The sequence below is a fragment of the Myxococcota bacterium genome (genome assembly GCA_040387835.1).
Taxonomy (GTDB): Bacteria; Myxococcota; UBA727; order UBA727; family JABDBI01; genus JAZKCZ01.
Genome location: JAZKCZ010000001.1, coordinates 405,336 through 428,983, shown reverse-complemented (window position 1 = coordinate 428,983; position 23,648 = coordinate 405,336). Strand labels below are relative to the sequence as shown.

The window sequence follows — 23,648 nt, the reverse complement described above, 5'->3', positions numbered from 1 at the left end:
CTGTTCCGCCCATAATGGTGCACCGCCGCCCGAGTAGGGGTTCCACTTATAGAGTTTTCCTTTGTGGAGTCCTTCAGCGACTAAGCGTTCGCGGCCTAGTTCAAGCAGGACAGGCGTTGGATCGTCGAATGAGCGAATACCTTGAGTTTTTTCCGTGTCGGGCGTTAACGCATCTTCGATGAAGTGTTCAGGGAGTAGCGATTGGCCAGCAGTAAAGACACCAATGGTAAAACAAAGCGCTACGGCCGAATAGATAAGTGTCGCCTGAAAAGTCTTCAGAGACAGGCTCCGCCCATTTCGGTCACACATCGACTACCGGGGGTCAAATTTCTCACTCGTTCAAAGCTACTACAACTTGGCTTTCAAATAGAAGCGTAGTAGGCAGTCTAAATGGCAGAAGCTCTCAATTCTTTCGGACTGAATGCAACTTATGTCGAAATCTTAAGGAGTCAGTGGCAAGCAGACCCGGTGAGTGTGCCGGAAGAGTGGCGGGCTTATTTTTCGGACGGTACGCCTGCTGTAGTCGCAAAGGCAGAACCTGCGCCGGTTACTAAGAAGATTGAGCCGGAAACTGCCAGTGCAAGTAAGACCAAAACGCCTTTGGTTGGTATTGCCAGTAAGATTGTCGAAAACATGGAGTTGAGTTTGCAGGTGCCGACGGCTACCTCGCTTAAAGATATTCCGGTTAAAGTTCTCGAAGAAAATCGGGAGATGATCAACGATTATTTGATCGATGAAGCTTATCCGAAATGCTCTTTTACGCATTTAATTGCTTTTGCCATCGTGCAAGCCCTGAAGACCAATCCGGCTTTGAATAACGGTTTTTCGCGCGAAGACACGCGCATTTTCAAGGTAACCCGGCCGGATATTAATTTGGGCTTAGCGATTGATTTGCCCGCACGCGATGGCGGGCGGACTTTGGTGGTGCCTAATCTGAAAGCTTGCCAGAACATGGACTTCTGGACCTTTTTTAAGGCTTACAATGCGCTGATTGATATGGCTCGTAAGAATCAGCTGAAGCCTGAAGATTTTGACGGCACTACAGTCACGTTGACCAATCCGGGTGGCATTGGGACGGTTTCGTCTACGCCTCGTTTGATGCCGGGGCAGGGTTGCATTATTGCGACCGGACGCATTGGCTATCCAGCGCAGTTTGAGGCGACTTCACCTGAAACTTTGAGGGGGCTGGGTATCGGCAAAGTCATGACGGTGACTTCGACTTACGATCACCGCGTGATTCAGGGTGCTGAGTCTGGGCACTTTTTGGCACAGCTGCATGAGCTGTTAATTGGCGCGGACAACTTTTATGACCAGGTTTTTGAGGCGCTTCGCATTCCGCATCACCCCTATGTATTAAAAGCTGACCAGGCGGTGGTTTTGGGTCAGAATGCTGACTCCATTCAGACGGAACGAGCGATGCGGGTGAGTCAGCTGATTCATGCTTATCGCGTGCGGGGGTGTTTGCTCGCGCATACGGATCCATTGCATTTAAGCCCTCGTCAGCATCCTGAGCTTGATTTGCAAAATTATGGGTTGACCATTTGGGATCTGGACCGGGATTTTGACACTTTGGGCACGCTACCGCAAAAGAGTGCACCACTGCGGCTGATCTTGAAGCAACTTCGCAATGCTTATTGCCGCCGCATGGGCGTTGAGTATATGTACATGCACGAAGTGGCGCAAAAAGCTTCGTTGCAAAAACGTATTGAGCACGAGCAGGAGCCCTTTAATCTGTTGGAGAAGAAGCAGATTTTGACCAAGCTGTTGCAGGCGGAAGGGTTTGAGCACTTTTTGCACAAGCGGTTTATTGGGCATAAGCGTTTTAGTATTGAAGGCGCTGAAGTTTTGATTCCGATGCTGCAGAGCTTGTTGGAGCAAATTTCTAAAGCTGGCGCTGAGCATGCCATTATCGGTATGGCGCATCGTGGCCGTTTGAATGTGCTTGCGAACGTTGTGGGTAAGCCGCACGCGGCTATTTTTGCAGAATTTGATGACATTGACCCCAAGAGCTTTCAGGGCTCTGGGGACGTCAAGTATCACTTAGGCGCTAAAGGCAAGCTGACTTTGGATGGTAAAGAGATGCAGGTTGAACTGGCCTGTAACCCGTCACATTTAGAGGCGGTTAACCCTGTGGTCGAAGGGCAAGCGCGCGCGAAACAAGATTGGTTGGAAGATGTCGAGCGCGAAAAAGTCGTCCCGATTTTGATTCATGGTGACGCTGCGTTTGCCATGCAGGGCGTGGTTTACGAAGTCTTACAGATGTCTACTTTGGAAGGGTATCGAACTGGCGGGACCATTCACATTGTGGTCAATAATCAGATTGGCTACACCACAGCACCTGAAAAGGCGCGTAGCTCGCTAAACTGCACGGATATTGCGCGCGCTATTAATGCGCCAGTGTTTAGGGTAAATGGGGATGACCCAGAGGCCTGCCTGCGAGCGATTAAGATGGCTACCGAATATCGCACGATGTTTAAGCGCGATGTGGTGATCGATTTGGTCTGCTACCGGCGTTATGGACATAACGAGGGCGATGAGCCAAGTTTCACCCAACCAATTTTATATGCGGCTATTCAAAAACATCCGTCGGTAGCGACTTTATATGCAGAGCTGCTGATGCGACGCGGCGATTTGCAGCAAGATGAACTGCGGGCCATGGAAGAAAGCCATACCCAGGTGTTTGAAAATGCCTTGAGTGCGGTGCGCGAAAAGGGTCAGGGGGCGTTGGCTGACTTTATCCCTGCTCCTGAGTTCACTCGGCAAGCTGTGCCTCTCTTTCCGAAAAAAGAGCTGGAGCGCATGACCGAAGCTTTGGTTTTTGAGCCAGAGGGCATAGAGCTTCATCCTCGTGTTAAAGCGCAAGTCTTGGACAAGCGCCGGGCGATGATTTTTGAAGGTAAGCCGGGCATTGATTTTGGGATGGCAGAGACTTTGGCTTATGCGACTCTGCTGCAGGAAAAAACGCCTGTGCGCATCAGCGGGCAGGATTGTGGGCGGGGTACCTTTGCGCATCGCCATGCTGTTTTGTACGATGTTAATACCGGTAAGCCTTATATCCCTTTGCAGCAATTTGGTAACTTCCAGATTTATGACTCGCCATTAAGCGAAGAAGGTGTGTTGGGTTTTGAATATGGTTACTCACTGCAGAATCCCGAAGCGTTGGTGATTTGGGAAGCGCAGTTTGGTGACTTCTTTAACGGTGCACAGATCCAGATTGACCAATTTATTGCTTCGTCTGAAGCCAAATGGGGCAAGACTTGCCGGTTGACGCTGTTTTTGCCTCATGGATATGACGGGCAGGGGCCTGAGCATAGTTCCGCGCGATTGGAGCGCTTTTTACAGCTTTGCGCTCAGGATAACTGGCGCATTGCGAATTGCACCACGCCGGCACAGTTTTATCACTTGCTTAGACGCCAAGCCAAAGATGTTAAAAAGCCATTGGTAGTGTTCACGCATAAAAGTTTACTTCGAGCAGAAGATGCCGCATCCCAGCTTTCTGAGCTGACTTCGGGTCAATTTGATGAAGTATTGCTGGATCCTAGAGCGCCGATTTCTAAAAAGACGAAGCGGCTGATTTTATGCTCGGGCAAAGTTTACTGGGATCTGGATCGATGGCGTCAGCAAAACAAGTTGGGCTCTGAAGTAAGCATTTGGCGTTTGGAACAACTCTACCCGCTGAACTTGCCTAAATTGCCTGCGGTAAAAGATATCGTCTGGTTGCAAGAAGAGCCCAAAAACTGCGGCGCTTACTTGTTTGCGCAGAGCAAGCTGAAAGAATTAGGCGTTATGGCTCGTTATATTGGGCGTAGGGAAAATGCATCCCCAGCAACCGGGTCGCCGAAAGTTCATGCTCGTCAGCAACAGGCCATTATGGAAGCGGCCTTTGATTTTTCTAAAGACCAGTCGGCTGATATTGACGTTGCTTAGGAGCTGTTGATGAAAGTTTTGTTAAGTCTTTTGCTTGCAAGCGCCTTGTTGGCGGAATCCTATCCGATTGCTTTAGTAGATAGGCCGCTCACCATGCCTCGTAATTCTTTTGAGAGCACACTGCGCTTCGACCAAAAGAGCCTGATGCAGCTGGGCATGGGCTATGGCTTTTCCGATAACATGCAGCTTGGTATTTCGTGGGATGGGATGGAAGCGCCTTCAGGGGCAACGCCTGTACCTAAAAGGCGCATTAATTTGACCGGTGCATATTGGGCCTTTAACAGCCCTTATATTAGCGGCCGAGCGAATTTTATTTTGCCGTTTAACTTTGACAGGATGGTTTTGCAGGAGTTGTTTGTCGGCTTTGCTTTATTTGTGCCGGTGAAGCGCGGGTTGATGAACGTGGTGCTTTTTGACCAACTCATGACTTTAAATTGGTATGAAGCTGAGACGCAGGCGACTTTTCATTTTCCCATCAGACTCTCTTGGCAGGTTAACCCCGCCATCTGTCTGAACTTCAAGACCGAGCTCGCAGAATTTAACACTTCAGGTCACCATGAGCATCTAATTAAAAAGACGCCGCTTTACCTGGAAGCGCTTTATGGCATCACTTCTGAAATAGATGTCATTGGATTGGCCGGCTTTGGCAATATTCAAAATGCCACCAATCTTAGCTTGATGTTGGGCGTTAATTTCCGTGGCGGGTTAGAGGGCTAATCTGAGTTTTTGCATATCTTCATGGCGCTCTTTGTCCAAGCTGTGCACATAACGCCTGGTGGTCTGCTCATTTTCATGACGGTGATTGGCTTTAATATGCGTAAAGCGCACGCCTGCTTTGTCCTGCATTGTTGCTGAATGATGTCTCAGCCAATGCGGCGATAGTTTTTCAAGACCGGCAAGGCCAGTTTTTAGAGCCAAAGACTTAATTAATGCGCTCATTTGACGGGTGCTTAAGGCGCCGTTGCTGCGCCATGAAGGTATGAGAGGGTAGCGCTCATCGGGGTTTGGCAGCTCACTGAGTCTCAGCCATCTTCTAAAGCGCATCATTTCAGCGATCAAATCTTCATTCACCGGGATTTTTGCTTTTTTGTCCCCTTTGCCAGTGACGAAAAACCACCAGTCACCGGCGATTTGCCTGAAATCGCCGAATACATGATTTTCCACTTCTTGGATGCGAAGGCCTAGCAGAAATAGCAAGGCTACCAAGAATCGAAGTCGGGCTTTGTCTAAATCTTCTGGTAGTTCTTGCAGGACGCCTAGGAAAGCCGACCATTCGGTATCGTTTAGCATGCGTTCGGTTTGAATCGTTGGGCTAAAGCGCCCGAGTTGTCTGCGCATTAATGAGATGGGGTTGAAATCTAGATAAGCTGCTTGAACTAAGTAGTTGAGCAGTGAGTCAATAATGGCAATGGCGGTTTTTTGAGCAGACTGGCTTAAGGGGCCGACAAAGGGCTTCCATTCGAAATGCTTGCCTTTAGGCCCGCACCATAAGTCTTTTGGGCTTGGGTTTAATAAGAAGGCAAAATACTCTTCGAAGTCTTGGCGGTCTAGTGAAGAGAACGCTTTACGTTTTTGTGCGACCGCCCATAGCAGCAATCGCTCGGATTCTTTTTTATAGGCCCGATGGGTTGTTTCTTTATGAGCATATTCCACCAACCAGGCGTCGATTGCCTCACGGTCATGTTGCGCCGCAATTTGGCACTTACGGGTCTGGCAACGATTGCTACCTGAAGCGCCGCATAAAGCCTCGTCATTGCGAGCGAAGCGAAGCAATCCACGGGTCATAGAGAAGCGACCTCGATAGGCTTTTTAGCCAGCTTTTTTGACTTTTTCACGCGGGATGCAGTTTTGACGGCGGCTTTAATTAAAGAGCCGATTTTTTGGAATTCCTTCTTCAACAAGGCAGCTTCTTGCAGTTTTGTTTTGAGAGCCGCTTTGTCTGACCGCTCTTGGTGCAAATGTACCGTGCGTTCCAAACGTATTTTATCAGCTTCCAACTTCATTCTTAAATCTCGCTCTAAGCGCAGTTCTAATTTAAGCGCTGAGATTTCATCGCTTAAAAATACCGCTTGTTGCTTGCTGCTTTGTTCAAGTTTGGCAACTTGACCAACATATACGGCTTTGATTTCCGATAATAGAAATTCAGAGCCCTCTAGCTTAATCCTGGTTTCTTTATGCTCTGACTGTTCTTTAGCCAGCGCCTCCCTGAGGGTTTCGTGGGCAATGTTTAAGCCCTCGTGGTCTTCTGATAGCGCTTCGTGTTTCTGCAGGGTGGTTTCGCACGCTAAAATTAGCTCTTGGTTTTGTTCTTTCAGAATTTGAACTTGGCTTTCGGAGTCAGTTTGGATGGCGGTTATCTTCTGTGCAGCTTCCAGCTGAATCTGCTCGTATACCAAACTAACAGCCCTGGAGATGGGGTCTGACTGCTGTCCAGCTTCTACCACGGCCATTTCAGAAATACCCCGGCTTTCTTTCCAGGTTTGGCGGTATTTATAGATTTCGTTAGGGCTGCCTTTTTTATAGCCAAGCTTAATGAGCTGTGTGCGAATTTCATCGCCCTTCAACGCATCATGGTTCGCGTTTAGCGCCCATAAGTCGTCACATGCCTGCCAAACTTCGTTCTCTCTGCGTGTTCTCGCCGTGTTCATACCGTTCATTCTCGTTGTTTAGCACAGTATCGAGATGAAAATCAAGGTCGTACTATATCGTAGTATTAAATAGTATGATGTGTTTTGATATGGTTTGCGCTGATAACTAACATTATCAGAAGAAGCCTGGGCGCTATTGACGAGAAAGGGCTGAGGTCTCAAAAAGAAATCTGAATGAATTTAGTTAAACTTCTCATTGCGAGTTACTTGATTTCCCTTGCAACGATAGCGCAGCCAGATAAGCCGCCGCCGTGTGGACTATCAGTTTACAGAGGCGAGGCGCCTCCAGCGCCTCAGGATCGACCGCAGGATGTACCGCTCGCGCAGCTGCTTGGCGTAGCCTTCGCCACGCTGCCACCACCTATGCTTCCTCGGACCGGTTACAATGATTCTTCTGACGACGAATCCGGCCCGCGGCCAAACCTCGATAGTTAGGCGTATTGTCAATATGCCCGTTGACTTATGTAGTGCGAAGCCAGTTTTAAAGCATGTTGATGAGATTGAAGAGCAAGCGCTGCTCGCAGAGGATTTGGAGCGAAAGCTTCAGTTTTTGAAGGCGCATCCGCATGCTGAGCTGGATTCGGCGCGTGCCGAGCGGACGCAGGCGCTCGATGCCTGGAATGGCTACACGGACGCGCACAAAGCCTATGCAAAACTTGCCAAGACCGTTGCCGTGGTGCGGGGGCCTGATTTTAAAAAGGCTCAGGAAAGCCTCGAGAAAGCTCAGCAAAACGTGGCCAGGCTGGAGCGAAAGTTTGCAGAAGCGGGCATTGGGCCCAATGAAACTTCAGAGCACCTTCAGGCTGAGCTGGTAAAAGCCCAGTCTGCTTTGGAGGCCATGCGTTTTGAGCGCGAGATTTTCCCCGCGCTACAAAGTGAAACAAGTTTAGAAAGCTGCGAAAAAACGCACGAACAAATTGTTCGCGCGTTGGATAAAAGCCAGCTCCTTCTGCCTGAGGCCAAAACGAGTTTAAAGGCCTCGCTGGAGCGCCTCTATTGCCAAAAGATGGAGCAAGTCTTTACGGACACGCAAATCACACCGTTTTCGTTTGAAAAGTTGAAATCGGATGATTTTGCTAAACGTAAATGGCAATATCAAAGCATCTTAGGTCGGCTTGAGCTCATGCCGTTTAAGTACGAGTTGAAATATGATTTGAGACATCAAATAGATAGAAAGTATCTGCAAATCGAACGCCTGGCTTTCGAAAGCCAAGAACTTACAAAGCTCGACTATCGACATCTGAATTTAGGTACACAGGAAGAGCTTTCCGGCTGCTTTGGACAAATATTGGATTTGATTCCGCTACAATATGGCAAGGATGCTGCTCTCTGCACCGAGTTTATCATGCAAGCAACGGTACTTTACGAAAAGAGCATGCTGAAGATTAAAAGGCAGCAGGAAATTGCGCCTTTGTATCGAGAGCTAGTTGGGCAGTTATCATTTTTTCCGCTAATCGCTCAAAGCCTCCCTGAGAGGGAAAAGCTCTTTGCCGAAATCATGGCCAAGTTAGGAACTGAATACCAAGAGTTAAAACTTCCCGTTCAGCACCACTATCAAGAAGTGCTGCGAGAAATTGACGTTGCGCAGGGTCATGAACGGGTTCTGTTGAAAGACTGGAACGAAGAGGCACTGATTTCGATGGAGGATGAGCTAATTCAGTACGGCCTGCAGGATAAGCTAAAGCAGATTGCCCAGCTTCCAGAAGAATTAATTAACTGCAAAGGGTATCTAAGAAGTAAAGCTCAAAGCATTGCGCAAACAACTCTGGTAAAAAAAGGCATTCAGCATCTGCCAATTCAATTGCGCAATCTTCCCAATGCCACTGAACGTTTTCGTTGTGTTCAGCACTTTCAAGAAAATATACCCATGGTGCATGACCGCCAGCGGCTGGAGCATGAGGTTGAGGTGATTCATCGCCACACCGAAATGGAGATACAGCTGTCTAAAATGAGCGCTGCTTTGGAAATCCTAAAGCAGTCACCGCTCGATATCCATGAAGAAGTTAAGCAAGATGTGCCGGTGCAAGAAGCTGAGATCGAATTGCAGAAGCTATTTCCTTCGCACCTAGTGCGTAAATCAGCAGCCCATACGCCAAGGCATCATCCGCTGCTTTCAAAATGGAAAGAGCTTAAAGAAAGCCATCATCTTGTCTTGGAAGAAAACCACTTAATCCGTGAGGCGGTCCAGCATCGGGGCGCTACCAAGTTGCTATCTTTTGAAGCGCAGAAACGTGCGATGCCTTGGATTGCCGCGAATTGGTATTGTCGCTTGCGAACCGATGAAGTGCTGTCCATGCTGGGCATTGAACCTTTGCCGCCGGGGACAGAGGGCAATTTTAGCTACGGTTTATGCGAGTATCATTTAACACCCATGGGCAGGGAGTTGCTTAAAGATTACGCGGAGGAAGCCGCCAAATTACACAAGGCCCATCAACATCCTACTTGGCTAACGCAAATCATCAGAGACGATATACGGGATACTTTGGCGAAATTGGGCTAAGCCCGGGGTGACAAGGGGTGGGAGTTGTTGAACGAGTAGGCAACCGCCTGGCGGGCGGAAGATTCGGTGTATCCCAGGGCAAGCAGGTTATTCTTCAGCACTTGCGCTTGTTCGATATCTTTGGCGCTGATTCCCTTGGTGTCGCCTTCTTCCATCTTCAGATAGCAAGTAAGGATGTGATTTACCGTCTTACTTTGTTTACCGTAGTAGTCCTCTTTCAATCTTCTTAAGTGGTTACTAAACAGCGTATGATAATCAACCGGCTGATCAGGATGTTCCAGTCGGAAGGAGCCGATGCGGGTAATCATGGACTGCCTGAATTCTTCGGCGCTTTCGCCGCGCGCCAGTAGCACAGACTCGACTTGGTTCATGAGCTCAGCGTCTGGATCTGCAAGCTTGCCGGTGATGGGGCTCAGCATTTTTTCTTTTTTGGTCCAGGCAGAGACATGTCTGACATATCTCTCGAACATCTCGAAATGCGAGCCTGCTTCTACCAAGCCTAGAGAGTTCTTAATCTCTTCGTCCAATTGCTTAAGATATTGCTCACGAACCAGCTCGACAAATTGCACTGGGTTTCGGTACTCGCCGACTGGTTCTCGTCTTAAAAACTCATAGGAAGTTTTTTCGCGTACAAATTCTCTGAGCTCGTCTATCACGGCAATGGGTGACAGATGGTCATAATTAGGTGCTTGGGCTGAGTTCAGCAGAATCATTCGGATTTCACGAGGCGAAGCGCCATAGCGGCCTTCGTACTCCAAATCATCGGCATACTGGTGAAACAGCGTAGGTATGAGTTGTTTTAGCTCTTTGGATTCTCTTTGGGTGAAGCGTTCAGATGGAATGCCTGAGTCATACAGTTCGAGTTTTTCCAGCGGCGTTAGCGATTTGACAATTTCTTCTTGGATTCCTGCAAGCTGGCCCATCTTAGGGCTTTCAAGGCGGGTTAAAATAGCCCAGCGCGCAATAAGCTCCAGTGCATGCGGTGCAATATGAATGCCATGAAGTGCTTTGGGGATTTGGCTTTGATAGATTTTTAGCTCGTCCGAATATCTGAGCAAATAGGGCACTCGAATTAACTCGAACCTGCCTTTAAACGACTGCCAATCGGGGTATTCTCTAAAGCCATTCAAGTGAAGTTCGTTGGAAGAGGCAATCATCAGCGTATCAAGCGCTAAAGACATGGTGTCTAGGCTTGCTTGCGCTTGCTCAGTGGCGGCAAGCAAGTATTTCCAACTTTCAATCGGCCGCTTCAGCAGGTCATTATATTCGATGAGGCCGCGATTGCCGTCAGACAGTGGCCCGGCAGACTCGTATAACGTAATATGTTGCAGCGAAGCTGGTAGCTGACCCATGGACTGGTCTGCGGTGATTTGACGCGAGTAGGCGTCCACAGCCATTTGAGGCTCAACGGTGCCAATGCCTTTGCGGTATCGTTTTGAAAGATAAAACCTTTCAACTTGGATATGTTTGTAAACTTGTTTGTAATCGCCTTGGTAGCTGGCTAGCAGGGCATCAAAGACTTTCTTGTTTTTGCTGGATAAATCGCCTTTCCTAAAAATGTCTGCCACGTTGGAGGTGAGTTCAAGCTCTTCAAATAGTTTGCTTCTAAGTTCCAACGGCAGCAGTAAGATAGGATGGTCTTTGTACTCGCAAAGGATTTTTGATTCCATTTGCGTGCTGTCTAGATAGGCATAAGAGCTCGATTCACTGCCGCCCGCAGAAAAAAAGCCGATACCGCCTTGGACAGTTGTTTTTGGCGGAAAAACCCAATTAAAGCGATACAACGCGCCGTCATCTTGGTGACTAAAATACTCAGCGCCGCGAGTAAGTGCTTGGATTAGACTGGTTTTGGCTGACCCGTTGGGGCCATGCAGCAAGATGAGACGGTCGATGCGGCCGGCTCTTACAAAGTTCCGGATTAAGCGAACGAGCTCATCTTGGACGGTTTCCTGACCTAAAACTTGGCCTTCGTGCTGATTGAACTCCGCATCAAAAACTTTGTAACGTTTTAGCGCGCCGGTAGAAGGATAAACTTCGTATGAACCAAAGTGATCAATGACGTCTAAAAAATACTGAGCAGCATTTCGCAAATGCCGCCTTGGATACTTTTTGAGTTCAGCCAAATAATCATCGAATGACAGAATCATCCGATGCTGTTTGAATTCATCTTTGCTTTCTTCAATCCAGCGTTCCATAGGCTCCTAGAAATAGATTAGGTAAGATAGCCGGGCCACGTAAGAAAATCTTGCGGCACGCTGAAAATCCAAAAATGCCAGCCCACCGGTTTCTAGCTGAAAGCTCATTTCGTCAGTAAAAATCCACTCGATGCCTGGCCCCACTTGAAAGGTCATCCAAGATCTCGAGGTGGTCCCATTGGTGGACGTCACGCTGTTAGGGTCGGTAAAAAGCGTTAACAAACCAACGCCGCCCATAACAAATGGCCGCCAAGCTAAAGTGGCAAAATTATATCGTAGGCCCGTAAATGCGGTAATCCCAGTCAAAATCTGTGAGTCCGAAAGGCCATAGTTTTTTGCGTAGCCTAAAGCCAGCTCACTTTGAGTCACCCACCAGAGATTATAACCGGACAAAGCGTATTGATAACCGAGCCCAATCTGGAGTTGGTCGGATGTCGGCCAAGGGTTGGTCGCATTGGTAGGGGTCATAAAACTTGCGGTCGAATCCATGCCCATCCAACCCACGCTGAGCTGAAACGCGTTATTATTGAAGTACTGCGCATGGCCTATGCAGGCGAATAAACACGCGAAGAGAAAATGCTTTTTCATCTAAAAACCTCTTCCTCAGGCAATTACCCCCACCCACTTGATGAAATCAAGCTATTTGATAAAAAATACACATGCTTTTCGATGTTTTAGTGGTAGGCGGTGGCCATGCTGGCTGCGAGGCCGCCTTATGCACAGCGCGTTTGGGTTTAAAAACCTTGCTCATTACGGGGTCACTCGACCGCATGGCGGCCATGAGTTGTAACCCTGCCATTGGCGGCGTCGGCAAAGGCCACTTGGTCAAAGAGATAGACGCACTCGGTGGTGAGATGGCAAAAATCGCCGATCTGACCGGCATTCATTTCAGAACACTCAACGCATCCAGAGGTCCAGCGGTTCAAGCCACCCGGTGTCAAAGCGACATGGAGCGCTACCGCCGCCGCATGACCGAACGCATCTTTGCCACGCCCAATTTGCACCTACGTCAAGATGACGTGGTGGGCCTCATGTCTGAAGGCAACAAAATCACCGGCGTGTCCACCAAGCACTCCGGGCAAATCCACGCACGAACCGTTATTATCACCACCGGAACGTTCATGGGCGGCCAGTTGCACCTCGGCCACGCCATGATGCCCGGCGGTAGAGCAGGGGAAGCACCCACCTCAGGCCTATCTGCCTCTCTAGCCAACTTAGGTTTAGAGTTAGGCCGTTTGAAAACCGGTACCTGTCCTCGTATCGACAGCCGCACCATCGACTACTCATTGTTAGAAGAACAAGCACCCGATGCACCTGCGCCGATGTTTTCTTTCGAAAGTGAAGCGCCTGTTTTGCCGCAGATTTCCTGCCACATCACTTACACAAACGCTGAGACTCATGGGGTTATTACCGATGCCATTAACTCCGGCAGAGCACCTCTTTATAACGGCCAAATCGGGGGCGCCGGACCCAGATATTGCCCGAGCATCGAAGACAAAGTGGTTCGCTTTGCGCAGAAAGAGTCGCACCTAATCTTTCTAGAACCTCAAGGTCTAGATACCTATGAAGTTTACCCAAACGGCCTATCAACTTCGCTGCCTCCCGCCGTTCAACTAGATTTCTTGCGCAGCATGAAAGGCTTGTCGCAAGTCGAAGTCACCAGGTGGGGTTATGCGGTCGAATACGACTTTGTCAAACCGACGCAACTGCACCACACCTTAGAAACCAAAAACATCAAGGGCCTCTATTGTGCTGGCCAAATTAACGGCACCACCGGCTATGAAGAAGCCGCCGTTCAAGGCCTCATCGCTGGCTTAAACGCAGCGAAGGCCCTGAAAGAGCAAGAGCCGGTCATCCTCGGCCGCCATCAAGCCTACGCCGGCGTGCTCATAGACGATTTAATCACACTAGGCACCGAAGAGCCCTATCGCATGTTCACCTCTCGCGCTGAGCATCGTTTAGCCCTAAGAGAAGACAACGTGTACGCGCGGCTAATGGATGTCGGCGCTAGAACTGGCCTTTTATCCAGCGAAAGACACCAAGCAATGCAAGCCTTCGAAGCTGCCGCCGCAGACCAGAAAGCTCAAGAAAATGCCAACCCACGCGTGCGCCGCCGAGCTGAAATCGAACAAAAATATGCTGGCTACGTGGCAAGACTAGAGCGAGAGCTGAAACAACAAATTGATCTGGAAAGTCATTTAATCCCCGAACACGTGTTCGAACAACAAATCGCTGGCATCAGCAACGAGGTATTCGAGAAGCTAAAAACCCATAGGCCGCGCACCTTAGGTCATGCCTCCCGCATCAGCGGCATTACCCCAGCCGCGCAAAGTCTTATCTTGGTTGCCATCAAACGAGCAGCCTATGCTGCTGCCCAGGATCTCCATGCGTGACACCATTTGCGCATTGGCAACGCCACCAGGCCAAAGCGCCCTAGCGATTATTCGAATGAGCGGCCCCGAAGCGCTCAATATTAATGCTCGTCTATTCAAGCCCAAATCTGCCCCCCAAAAGCATTTTGTCGCCACCAGGGGCGATGTCGCCGATTTAGACGACGGCATTTGCATAACTTTTCCAGAGGGCAAAAGCTTCACCGGGGAGCCCTGCGTGGAATACACGCTCCACGGAAGCCCTGTGGTCATCCAGCAAGTTTTAGAGCAACTCAGACGCCTAGGCGTTCGAACGGCAAACCCTGGTGAGTTCAGCCTCCGAGCGTTTTTGTCTGGCAAAATCGACTTATGCGAAGCCGAAGCCATCGCTGACTTAATCCACGCACGTTCAGAGCAAGCAGCCAAAGCAGCGCTTAAAAACCTCAAAGGCGCTTTAGCCGAATACTTAGAGCCCACCCGCATCACCTTGGTGGATGCTCTTTGTGAAATCGAAGCCAGGCTTGATTTCCCCGACGAAGATTTAGGCAGCGCTCAAAGAGACCGTTTAGAACAAGCACTCACTGGGGCAATTGAAACTTTAGCAAAGCTGCTCAGCAGCGCTAAAATCGGCAGGCGCTTAATGGACGGCGCGCGCATTGTTTTGGTTGGTCTTCCTAATGCGGGCAAATCCACACTGCTAAATGCCCTCCTGGGCGAAGATAAAGCCTTGGTGCACGATATGCCGGGTACCACTCGCGATGTTATAGAAGCCGCCTGGGTTTTAGGTGGCATACCAGTCACATTGGTGGACGTTGCCGGCATTCGAGAAGCCGCGGATTTAGATCCAGTCGAGCGCCTCGGCATTGAAAAAGCGAAACGTGAGTTAGAGCGCGCCGACTTAATTTTATGGCTTGAAGAACCGGGTCAAGAAGCTGATATTATCCCGGCAGGCATTGCCACGCCGATCTTAAAAGTCTCAACCAAAGCTGATCAGGTAACCGCTTCCGTTAGCACTTTGAGCATCTCAGCCAAGACAGGCGATGGCCTAAGCGAATTAAAAACCCGGCTGGCGGAGCTGTTGGTAGGCTCTGGCACAGATCTCAACGAGACCATGCTCACCAAGATTCGGCAAAAAGACGAAGTGCAAAAGGCCAAAGAGTTTTTGATGGAAGCGCTCTATGCTTTAAACCGGGCTGAACCTGATGAAATCGTTGCCTTCGAATTACGTGGTGCAGGGCAGGCTTTGGACCGTTTGCTGGGCAAAAGCCTGAATGAAGACGTCTTAGATTTAATTTTTAGTCGATTTTGCATTGGAAAGTAGTACACTGCGGCCATGGCCCATAGTTCTTATCTACGGCTCAGGATAGACTCTGAATTTCCCGAACCACGCATGATTGCTCACGCTGTCGCGACTTTGGAGCGCGGAGGCGTGATCGCTTATCCCACCGATACCAACTACGGAATAGGCTGCGGTATCCTAGATAAGAAGGCCATCGACCGCATTTATAAACTTCGTGCCATCGATCCTGAACACTTGTTGTCATTTGTGGTGCCTGACCTGTCAGATATCGCTAGATATGCGCTGATTGAAAGCGATGCTTATCGCATTATGAAGCGCTACTTGCCTGGCCCCTACACATTTATTTTGAGAGCGACGCCTGAAGTGCCACGCATATTTCAAAGTAAGCGTAACACCGTCGGCATCCGTGTTCCCAATCACCCAGTGACTTTGGCTTTGGCAAGAACGTATAAAAAGCCGATTGTTTCCAGTAGCGCCAAAGTCGGTGAACGCACGCTCTTTGGTGCGCAAGAAATCGTGGAGCACATGGGCTACGATTTGGATTTGATTTTGGATGCCGGTATTTTAGATGGCTCTGACTCTTCGGTGGTTGACCTCAGCGGTCCGTATCCTGTGGTAATCAGAGAAGGCGCAGGCGATGTTAGCTGGATTGCGGTTTAAGTTTCTTAAGCCTTGCGAGCAAATCCTTCTTCGCCTCGATCACTTTCTGTACCGGCGCTTCAGAAAGCTCCGCCATCTGATTTTTGATGAGTTCACGCTCAGATAGTTCAAAGGCGTTTAAAATGCCGTCGGCAATTTCAGGCGTGCAGCCCAGCAGCGCTAGCGCGAGGCGTTCCGCGGTGACTTCTTTGGCCGCATTAACAATCTGCTGCGGCGCCAGACTTTCGATATTTGCCAAATTAAAATCGTATTTATCTAACAAAGACTGAACTTTCGAATTCGGCTTTTTAACCACTGGCGGTCTTGGCATGGCGGTAATTGGCATTGGCTCCGGCGCCTTAGGCAGCGGCAGTATATCGGCCTGCTTAACTGGAGCGGGCTTTTTTGGGCGCTTTTTAGGCCGCAGCATTAGCAAAAGCGCCAGCAATACAAAAAAACCAGCCGCGCCGCCTGCAATCCACCAGGTCAAATCTTGATCAATCTGAGGGTGAACCATAGGTATCGCCACCGCCTGAGGCGGCTCAACAATTTCGAAAGACTGGTCGTGTAAAAGGGTCTGACTCATTTTGATAACAGCATATTCTCAACAATAACCGCGACCGCTTCACCACCGCCTAAGCAAATGGCCGCACAGCCATATTTTGCCTGATGGTGCTGCAAAACAGAAATCAAAGTACATAAAATTCGTGCCCCAGAGCTCCCAATAGGATGCCCCAAAGCCACCGCGCCGCCCCAAACATTGACTCGCTCTGCGCTAAGATTCAATTCTTTAGTGCAGGCCATGGTGACAGTTGAAAACGCTTCGTTAATCTCAAAATATTCAATATCGCTCAGCAATATGCCGGCATTTTGAACGGCCTTTTGAATCGCCCCAATCGGTGCGGTTGTAAATCTAGCTGGCTCCTGCGCGAAAGTGCCTGTGCCAATAATCTTAGCCAGGGGCTTTAAACCACGCTTTTGAGCTTCTGTGCCGCTAGCAAGCACCAACGCTGCCGCACCATCGTTTATTTTTGAAGCGTTTGCGACCGTAACCGTGCCGCTTGGTCCGAAAGCGGGCTTTAATACTGGCATCTTTTCCGGCTTGTAATTCTTGGGCTCTTCATCTTCTTCGATACCAATGAAAGCAAGTTCGTTCTTGAAATAGCCATTCTTATGAGCATTCAAAGCTCTTTCATAAGAAATCTTTGCAAAATCATCTTGGTCCGCGCGCGAGAATGCGAATTCAGCCGCGCATTGGTCCCCAAAAGTTCCCATATGAGCCTGCGTATAAGGATCCGACAAGCCATCTTGTAAGATGGCATCCAAAACCTGCCCGCTGCCAAGTCGATATCCAAACCTGGCCTTAGGTAAAAGATAAGGCGCCTGAGTCATAGACTCCATGCCCCCTGCCGCCACAATTTGCGCCTCTCCCAATAAAATCGCCTGCGCACCCAACATGACTGCTTTAAGCCCCGAACCACAGACCTTATTAACAGTCGTACAGGGAACCGAGGCAGGAATCTCCGCCCGCAAAGCCGCCTGCCGAGCCGGCGCCTGCCCAACACCAGCCGTTAGCACCTGACCCATCAAGACTTCGCCGATATCATTTCCACTTAGACCCGCCCGTTCAACCGCCACCTTCAAAGCCGCGGCCCCTAACTCGGGCGCCGAAAACCGGCTCAAGCCGCCATTGAAACTACCAATAGGCGTCCGAGCGCGAGAAAGAATGACTACGTCGTGAAGCATGGGGCTATTTATAAATGATTTTAGGGAAAAGTAAATGAACTTGAAAATCAGAACTTGAGAATGATATTATATATAAATAGGAGCAATGCATGCCAGAATTTGAACTGCCTAATGCGTCCATTCACCGCCAGGTTAACGCACCAGATGATGCGCCGAAAATGGGTGAACCAAAGGATGATTCACCAAAAGGGTTAAATGTCTTGGGAATGGACCCCCCAAGCCGAACTGAAGTGACGAAGGTGCCTGAAACTTTGGCCTCGCAGATCGCGCTTTTGGATAAACTTGAAGGTAGAACAAATAAGTTGTTGTCCCTTAAGGCAAGGTCGCCTGATGAAGCTGGCTTAACTTTTCAAATCGACAAACATGCACAAAATCTAGAGGCGGCACACGCGGCAATTCAAAAGCAGTACGGCGAGCAGATTCCTGAAGCATTAAATGCCCGATACCTGAAGTCGAAAGAAAGCATGCAAGCTTTGACCGGTAAAGAAAGTATGGCGGAAGTTAAAGAAGAGAGCTTGGGCGCGCTTATTATGAAACCGAATGAGAAGGACCTGGCTGAGTTAACTAAAGGTCTTTCAGATTCAGATAAAGCCCTGTTGGAAGTTTTGTATCAAAAGAACAATGCTGCCCGCCAGATAAGCGATGCGGCACAGCACCAGGGCGACCCCGAGTGGGAGCAAGTTGCACAGAATGCAGAACAGCGTGTTAAAAAAGCTGAAACGACGCTTCAAGAGGCTAAAACGGCAGATTCCATACGCCGCATGTTGCCTGTGATTACACAAAACGCCCAGGCGATATTGAGCGCTATCCAAAATTCACCTCCAGCTCCCATTGCTGTGAGGCTCGATCGATTAACGAATATTCTAGACCGCTTAGAGGCAATGGCTAGCACGCCGCAAGGGCAAAATGATCCTAATTTGCAGAAACAGATAGCCAACTGTAAACAGCAAATTGCTGCTTTGAAGGCTGAGGAACGACGAAATCGTACAGTAGTCGGTCAGTCCGGCTCACAAGGGGCAGGGACTAATTCTGGAAGACGATAGATTGGTCTAAGACGGGCTCTTAAAACTCAAATGCGGTTAATAGACGTTCTCTATCGGGCACGTAGTTAAATTGCTTCGTAAAGCGCGCTTCAATGTCGGGCATGTGAGCGGCTCCGTATACGATCAGGATTTCACCGCCACCAAAATTTAAGTGGTCTCTTAATCTGTGTAGCACCACGTCATTGCGGCGTTCAATTAATACTTCTCTAAAGCCGGGAAAATACTCCGAACGTTCGCTTAGAGTTGCTACGCCCTCAGCGATGGCTCTTCGCGTGAGTTCAGATAGAGTTATATTTCGAAGTTTCGAGGCAACGATAGATGGATCGGCTAAAAAATCGATATCTTTAAACTCGTGGTCTGGCTGTGCCTTAATTCCTTTATTAATTAACCATAGAAGTTGATAACATTTAGAATCCCAAATGCCGTTCGGTAGTTCACGGCGCAGCCCATTAGCAAATTCTGTTCGTAAGAACTGGTCTAAGAAACCCTCTAAACTCAAATCAGCCCATATGGATCTCTCATGAGGGTATTGTAAATATTGGTTTGACAGCCTGAGAGCGCTAGCCGTTGTAGTATAATCGGTCATCCCAAATAGCGTTCTACATGCGGGCGCAAAGAACGCAGTTGCGCTATAAGAATCACCATAAGGATTTCCGATACTTTCAAATAGGACCAAATCGGCGCCATCGATCTTGTCTTGAACATTTTTATAGAAATCGGACTCACCAATATGGATCATTCCCATCAGGGTGACTTTGGGTCCTTCGCCACTTAGGGGCACGAAAGTTTTAGCGGACATCTTTAGCCTTCCAGAGCTGTTGTCTTCAAACACAGCACGAACGTATGGTTGCCCGATTTCAAAAGGCGTTCCGGGATCTTGCCCACCGCAGCCAGAGATTAACGCAAATGCAGTTATAAATACTATACGAAGTGTTAACATTGGCCGATAATATGTATTAAATAAGAGGATCGGTCAACGGGTCGGACGCGGAGCTGGGGCGCCCCTTCAGGGCTCAATTGGTGGGGAGACGTGCCTACCCAGGCCGACGTTCACTACGCTCACTCTGACCTGGGCTGCTGGGTATTATCTGCCCTTCGGGCCGAGAAACCATGTCACCCCGGGATGACAAAGGGGAGGCCGTTGATTCCACGCGCCATTTTGGCGCACAAGCGCAGACAGCCCGGGCTTTGTACGCCGGAGGCGGACGTTCTTGCCCGGGCGGACGCGATGCGGCGGGTGGGGGATGGATTGCCACGTCGCTGCGCTCCTCGCAATGACGACGGTCTTGGTTATTTTAGTTTCGCTAGGTGCCGGATGTTTTCGCCGCTTACCATGAACACTACGAATTCGGCCAAGTTTGTGCAGTGGTCACCAATGCGCTCTAACCATTTGGCTATTGATTGCACTTGTACTAGCGGCTCAATCAGATTTTCGTTCTTGGCCATATCTTTTAATAGGGCTCTAAACACCTGATGGTAGAGCTCGTCTATGTCGTCGTCTTTTTTCAGAATGCTTGATGCTTTGACAGCATCGCCATCCAAGAAAGCTTCGATGGCTAGTTGCAGCATTTTTTGGACGCCTTTGGCCAAATCGAAGATTAAGGGCGGCATGTCAATGCTCGGCATCTTTTGTAGCTTCAGTGTTTTATTAGCAATGCTCGCGGCTAAATCTCCGATGCGCTCTAGGTCGGTTACCATTTTGAGCAGAATGGTTACGAATCTTAGATCCATACCTAGGGGCTGACGTCTGGCTAGGAGGAACAGGCATAGCTCGTCGATTTCGATTTCTTCACGGTTGATTTCATGGTCTTTCAGGATGACTTCTTCGGCCAGCTTCGTGTCCTTAGTTTCCAAAGAGAGTATCGATTTTTGGATCATCTTTTGAACATCGTAGGCCATGGCGGCAAGCCTTGATTTGAGGTCGATTAATTCGTTTTCGTAGCCGCGGTCAGTGTGGAGTTTGCTCATCCGAATTTACCTGTAATGTAATCTTCCGTTCGATTGTCTTTGGGCGAAGTGAACAGTTGGCGAGTGTCTGCGTATTCAACCAAAACACCGCTCAAGAAAAATGCCGTTTGGTCCGAGACTCTGGCGGCTTGCTGCATGCTATGCGTCACAATCACAATGGTATAATTTTTCTTGAGTTCATGTATCAAGTCTTCGATTCTGGCCGTGGCAATGGGATCTAAGGCAGAGCAGGGCTCGTCCATTAGAATCACCTCTGGCTCAACCGCCAAGGCTCTGGCAATGCACAGACGCTGTTGTTGGCCACCAGAAAGGCTGATACCGGGTTTGGAGAGTCTGTCTTTGACTTCGTCCCATAGAGCGGCTTTGGTCAATGCAGATTCGGCGATTTCCATGGCTTTGGAGCGGTTTAAGCGTTGGGTCAGTTTGAGCCCGCTCAGCGCGTTGTCTAAGATAGACCAATGAGGGAAAGGGTTTGGCTTTTGAAAGACCATGCCGACGCGGCGTCTTAATAGCACTGGATCGATGCGGTCGTCATGGATATCTTGGCCGTCTAAAAAGATGCTGCCCTCGAGTTTGGCACCTTCGGATAGCTCATGCATGCGGTTCAAGCAGCGAACGAAGGTTGATTTGCCGCAGCCTGATGGGCCAATCACGGCCGTTACTTGCCGCGCACAGATATCGAGCGAAATTTCGTTCAAGACCCTGGTATCGTTGAACCAAGCAGATAACTTTTGAACTTCAAATTGTTTTACTTGCATCATCGGCGCTCGAACCGGTTTCTGAGGAAAATGGCCAAAAGGTTTAAAATCAATAAAGTTAGCAACAGTACAATGATCCCAGCGGCCGCATCATTCCAAAAGGCTTTTTGCGGCCTCGATACCCAGTTAAATATTTGAATGGGCAAGGCGGTAAATTCCGAATCCAATCCATCCGGAACGAAGGCAATATAAGTGGCTGCACCCAAAACGATGAGAGGCGCCGTTTCCCCGATGGCTCTGGAAATCGCTAAGATTGATCCGGTTAATATGCCTGGCATCGCCAACGGGATAATTACTTTAATAATGGCTACAAATTTTGTGCTGCCTAAGGCGTAACAAGCCTCCTGATAAGATCTTGGCACCGTTTTCAAAGCTTCCCGACACGCGGTGATAATAATCGGCAGCATGAGTAGAGCAAGCGTGAGCGCGCCAGCGAGCAGGCTTTGTTTGAGGCCCATCAACCGGACGAATAACTCGAGTCCTAAAAGTCCATAAATAACCGACGGAATGCCTGCCAAGTTACTCACATTGAGCTCAACCATGCGGGCAAAAAGATTATGGCTTGCGTACTCCTCCAAATAGATGGCTGCACCGATGCCCAACGGAATCGCCACCGCAGTTGCAATAGCCATCAGCATCACGCTGCCTACCAGCGCTGGATAGATGCCTGCCAGCTCAGCCTTGCGCGAGGGAAAGCTGGTCACAAAATCTAAACCAAGTCTGCCGCTCCCTTGAAAGAGCAACTGAGCAAGTAAAAGCAGCAAAACCACCAGCGGCAGCAAAAGGGCACTCAGGCATACCCAACGAAATATCGTTTGCGCTCTCACGATGTTCTCCGCTTAGCGCCCAACAGGTAGTTAATTATAAAGGTAATGGCAAAAAGCGTGGCCCCCACAACGAAAATACTTTGATATTCAATCGTACCCCTGGGCGTATCGCCCATACTCACCTGGACAATATAAGCCGTCATGGTTTCTATGGGCACACGCGGATCCAACGTCAGCTGCGGCTGTTGACCTGCTGCCAGTGTTACAATCATGGTTTCCCCGATGGCTCTAGAAATCGCCAATACAACCGAAGCCTTAATCCCCGAATAAGCCGCCGGAATTACCACCCTGCAAATTGTTGTCACTTTACCCGCTCCTAACGCGTAGGCAGCTTCTCGCAGATGCATTGGCACGGCATAGAGAGCATCTTCGCTTAAAGAGCATACTAAAGGGATAATCATCATCCCCATGATAAGCCCAGGGCTTAAAGCGTTAAATCCGGACAATCCCGGCACGAACTGCTGCAGCAGAGGCGTTAAAAATACCAACGCGAAGTACCCATAAACGACCGTTGGCACCCCAGAAAGAATTTCCAAAAGCGGCTTTAAAATACGCCGGGTCTTGCTGGTGGCAAATTCACTTAAATAAACGGCCGCCAAAATACCAAAAGGCAATGCCACCGCCATCGCAATAGCCGAAGTGAGAAAAGTGCCTGCTAGCAGCGGCCAAATGCCAAAATGCTTGCTGGCAAAAAGCGGCGTCCACTTCGTATCGAACAAAAAATCTCGCCAAGATACTTGCTCAAAAAAGATAAACGTCTCAGTGAATAAGACCACCAAAACGCCAAGCGTAATGCCCACGCTAATTAGCGCAGATGCCATCAAGAAGGCCAAGAAGAAATTTTCACAGCATAGTTTTTTGTGGCAGTGGAACATAACCTACCTCTTTGATTAAACCATCGCTGTCATTTAAGTAGAATTTGATCAGTCGAAGCACTTTAGGGTTGGCAAACTCCCTTTCAGCCACGTACAGAAACAGGGGTCTTGATAAAGGCACATAGGTCTTATTAAGGATTGACTCATAGGTTGGCATCACCCCGTTGACGGATAGGGCCTTCAATTTGTCCTTATTTTCCAAATAATATCCAAATCCCATAAATCCCAAGGCTAGCGGATCGGTAGAAATGCCTTGTACCAACACGTTGTCATCCTCGCTTGAAGTTATATCCCCCCTGGACGCATGCTCCTTGCCAACAACCACCTTGGTAAAGTGGTCATAGGTCCCAGAATCCACACCCGGAGCAAACAAATGCACAGGTTTTGCTGGCCAAGAGGGGTTGATTTGCTGCCATTTAGTTACTTTGTACTCAGCCTCCGGTTCCCATAACGCCTTCAGCTCATCCAAGCTAATGGCCGAAATCCAGCTATTTTTAGGATGAACGGCAATGACAATGCCATCCATGGCAATCTTCAGTTCCCGATATCGAATGCCTTGCTCTAAGCAATGTGCCTTCTCGGAGACCGAAATCAGCCGAGAGGCCATGGCAATGGCTAATTTGCCTGCGCAAAACTTCTTGAAGCCTCCGCCTGTTCCAGACACCCCGATGGTGACTTTGGCTTTATCGATTTTCTGAAATTCTTCAGCGACCGCCTCCGAAATTGGAAAAACAGTACTAGATCCGTCTATTTGGATCGATTTTTCAGAAGAATAACACCCAGCTAGAAGCAAGATCGCTCCCAGGCCCATGATTTGCCGCATGTTTCCTCTATCCTCAGGCCAAGATAATTG

General features: G+C 49.1%; 20 protein-coding genes. 8 read left to right on the top strand and 12 right to left on the bottom strand.

Annotated features, from left to right (window positions below; all coding sequences use genetic code 11):
- Positions 1 to 390 precede the first annotated feature (390 nt).
- Positions 391 to 3,927, top strand: a complete 3,537-nt coding sequence (locus tag V4534_02125) for a multifunctional oxoglutarate decarboxylase/oxoglutarate dehydrogenase thiamine pyrophosphate-binding subunit/dihydrolipoyllysine-residue succinyltransferase subunit (protein ID MES2503654.1) — start codon at positions 391 to 393, stop codon at positions 3,925 to 3,927.
- 9 nt (positions 3,928 to 3,936) lie between these two features.
- Positions 3,937 to 4,644 (top strand): hypothetical protein, encoded by a 708-nt coding sequence (locus V4534_02120; GenBank protein ID MES2503653.1) that lies wholly within the window; start codon positions 3,937 to 3,939, stop codon positions 4,642 to 4,644.
- Here the strand turns inward: V4534_02120 and V4534_02115 are convergent.
- The gene (locus V4534_02115) at positions 4,633 to 5,712 is read right to left on the bottom strand and encodes a tyrosine-type recombinase/integrase (GenBank protein MES2503652.1); all 1,080 of its coding nucleotides are present in this window, start codon (positions 5,710 to 5,712) and stop codon (positions 4,633 to 4,635) included. The two genes, V4534_02120 and V4534_02115, sit on opposite strands and share 12 nt — an antisense overlap.
- On the bottom strand, positions 5,709 to 6,584 hold the full coding sequence (locus V4534_02110) for a DNA-binding protein (GenBank protein MES2503651.1): 876 nt from the start codon (positions 6,582 to 6,584) through the stop codon (positions 5,709 to 5,711). Before V4534_02110 ends, V4534_02115 begins: the two co-directional genes overlap by 4 nt.
- A gap of 165 nt (positions 6,585 to 6,749) precedes the next feature.
- On the opposite strand from V4534_02110, the gene V4534_02105 reads away from it, so the two are divergent.
- Together V4534_02105 and V4534_02100 are read left to right on the top strand one after the other, a co-directional pair.
- A complete protein-coding gene (locus V4534_02105; GenBank protein ID MES2503650.1) occupies positions 6,750 to 7,010 on the top strand; it encodes a hypothetical protein in 261 nt (86 codons plus the stop codon).
- 13 nt (positions 7,011 to 7,023) lie between these two features.
- Positions 7,024 to 9,075 (top strand): hypothetical protein, encoded by a 2,052-nt coding sequence (locus V4534_02100; protein ID MES2503649.1) that lies wholly within the window; start codon positions 7,024 to 7,026, stop codon positions 9,073 to 9,075.
- Here V4534_02100 and V4534_02095 read toward each other — a convergent pair.
- Positions 9,072 to 11,270: a serine protein kinase PrkA gene (locus tag V4534_02095; GenBank protein MES2503648.1), complete on the bottom strand. Its 2,199-nt coding sequence runs from the start codon at positions 11,268 to 11,270 to the stop codon at positions 9,072 to 9,074. The two genes, V4534_02100 and V4534_02095, sit on opposite strands and share 4 nt — an antisense overlap.
- 6 nt (positions 11,271 to 11,276) lie before the next feature.
- Complete coding sequence (locus tag V4534_02090) at positions 11,277 to 11,858, bottom strand: outer membrane beta-barrel protein (protein MES2503647.1); 582 nt, start codon at positions 11,856 to 11,858, stop codon at positions 11,277 to 11,279.
- A gap of 71 nt (positions 11,859 to 11,929) precedes the next feature.
- Here V4534_02090 and mnmG point away from each other — a divergent pair, with 71 nt between their 5' ends.
- From mnmG to V4534_02075, 3 genes are read left to right on the top strand one after another with little or no spacing between them, the layout of a single operon-like run.
- On the top strand, positions 11,930 to 13,663 hold the full coding sequence (gene mnmG / locus V4534_02085; GenBank protein MES2503646.1) for a tRNA uridine-5-carboxymethylaminomethyl(34) synthesis enzyme MnmG: 1,734 nt from the start codon (positions 11,930 to 11,932) through the stop codon (positions 13,661 to 13,663).
- Positions 13,656 to 14,960 carry a tRNA uridine-5-carboxymethylaminomethyl(34) synthesis GTPase MnmE gene (gene mnmE / locus V4534_02080; protein MES2503645.1) on the top strand — a complete coding sequence of 435 codons (1,305 nt, stop codon included), beginning with the start codon at positions 13,656 to 13,658 and terminating at the stop codon, positions 14,958 to 14,960. The genes mnmG and mnmE overlap by 8 nt, the downstream gene beginning before the upstream one ends.
- 12 nt (positions 14,961 to 14,972) lie before the next feature.
- Entirely contained in the window at positions 14,973 to 15,599 is a 627-nt protein-coding gene (locus V4534_02075; protein MES2503644.1) for an L-threonylcarbamoyladenylate synthase, read from the top strand.
- Here the strand turns inward: V4534_02075 and V4534_02070 are convergent.
- Complete coding sequence (locus V4534_02070) at positions 15,580 to 16,164, bottom strand: FliG C-terminal domain-containing protein (GenBank protein MES2503643.1); 585 nt, start codon at positions 16,162 to 16,164, stop codon at positions 15,580 to 15,582. The genes V4534_02075 and V4534_02070 overlap by 20 nt on opposite strands.
- Complete coding sequence (locus tag V4534_02065; protein ID MES2503642.1) at positions 16,161 to 17,324, bottom strand: acetyl-CoA C-acyltransferase; 1,164 nt, start codon at positions 17,322 to 17,324, stop codon at positions 16,161 to 16,163. The genes V4534_02070 and V4534_02065 overlap by 4 nt, the downstream gene beginning before the upstream one ends.
- An 89-nt stretch (positions 17,325 to 17,413) precedes the next feature.
- On the opposite strand from V4534_02065, the gene V4534_02060 reads away from it, so the two are divergent.
- Positions 17,414 to 18,367 (top strand): hypothetical protein, encoded by a 954-nt coding sequence (locus V4534_02060; GenBank protein ID MES2503641.1) that lies wholly within the window; start codon positions 17,414 to 17,416, stop codon positions 18,365 to 18,367.
- A 19-nt stretch (positions 18,368 to 18,386) separates the two neighbouring features.
- Here V4534_02060 and V4534_02055 read toward each other — a convergent pair whose 3' ends face one another.
- The 6 genes from V4534_02055 to V4534_02030 form a co-directional block, all read right to left on the bottom strand.
- Positions 18,387 to 19,307: a hypothetical protein gene (locus V4534_02055; GenBank protein ID MES2503640.1), complete on the bottom strand. Its 921-nt coding sequence runs from the start codon at positions 19,305 to 19,307 to the stop codon at positions 18,387 to 18,389.
- Between the two features lie 350 nt (positions 19,308 to 19,657).
- Positions 19,658 to 20,335, bottom strand: coding sequence for a phosphate signaling complex protein PhoU (gene phoU, locus V4534_02050; protein MES2503639.1), 678 nt, complete (start codon positions 20,333 to 20,335; stop codon positions 19,658 to 19,660).
- Positions 20,332 to 21,096, bottom strand: coding sequence for a phosphate ABC transporter ATP-binding protein PstB (gene pstB, locus V4534_02045; protein MES2503638.1), 765 nt, complete (start codon positions 21,094 to 21,096; stop codon positions 20,332 to 20,334). The genes phoU and pstB overlap by 4 nt, the downstream gene beginning before the upstream one ends.
- Complete coding sequence (gene pstA / locus V4534_02040) at positions 21,093 to 21,920, bottom strand: phosphate ABC transporter permease PstA (protein MES2503637.1); 828 nt, start codon at positions 21,918 to 21,920, stop codon at positions 21,093 to 21,095. Before pstA ends, pstB begins: the two co-directional genes overlap by 4 nt.
- The gene (gene pstC / locus V4534_02035) at positions 21,917 to 22,795 is read right to left on the bottom strand and encodes a phosphate ABC transporter permease subunit PstC (protein ID MES2503636.1); all 879 of its coding nucleotides are present in this window, start codon (positions 22,793 to 22,795) and stop codon (positions 21,917 to 21,919) included. The genes pstA and pstC overlap by 4 nt, the downstream gene beginning before the upstream one ends.
- Entirely contained in the window at positions 22,764 to 23,618 is an 855-nt protein-coding gene (locus tag V4534_02030) for a PstS family phosphate ABC transporter substrate-binding protein (GenBank protein MES2503635.1), read from the bottom strand. Before V4534_02030 ends, pstC begins: the two co-directional genes overlap by 32 nt.
- Positions 23,619 to 23,648 lie beyond the last annotated feature (30 nt).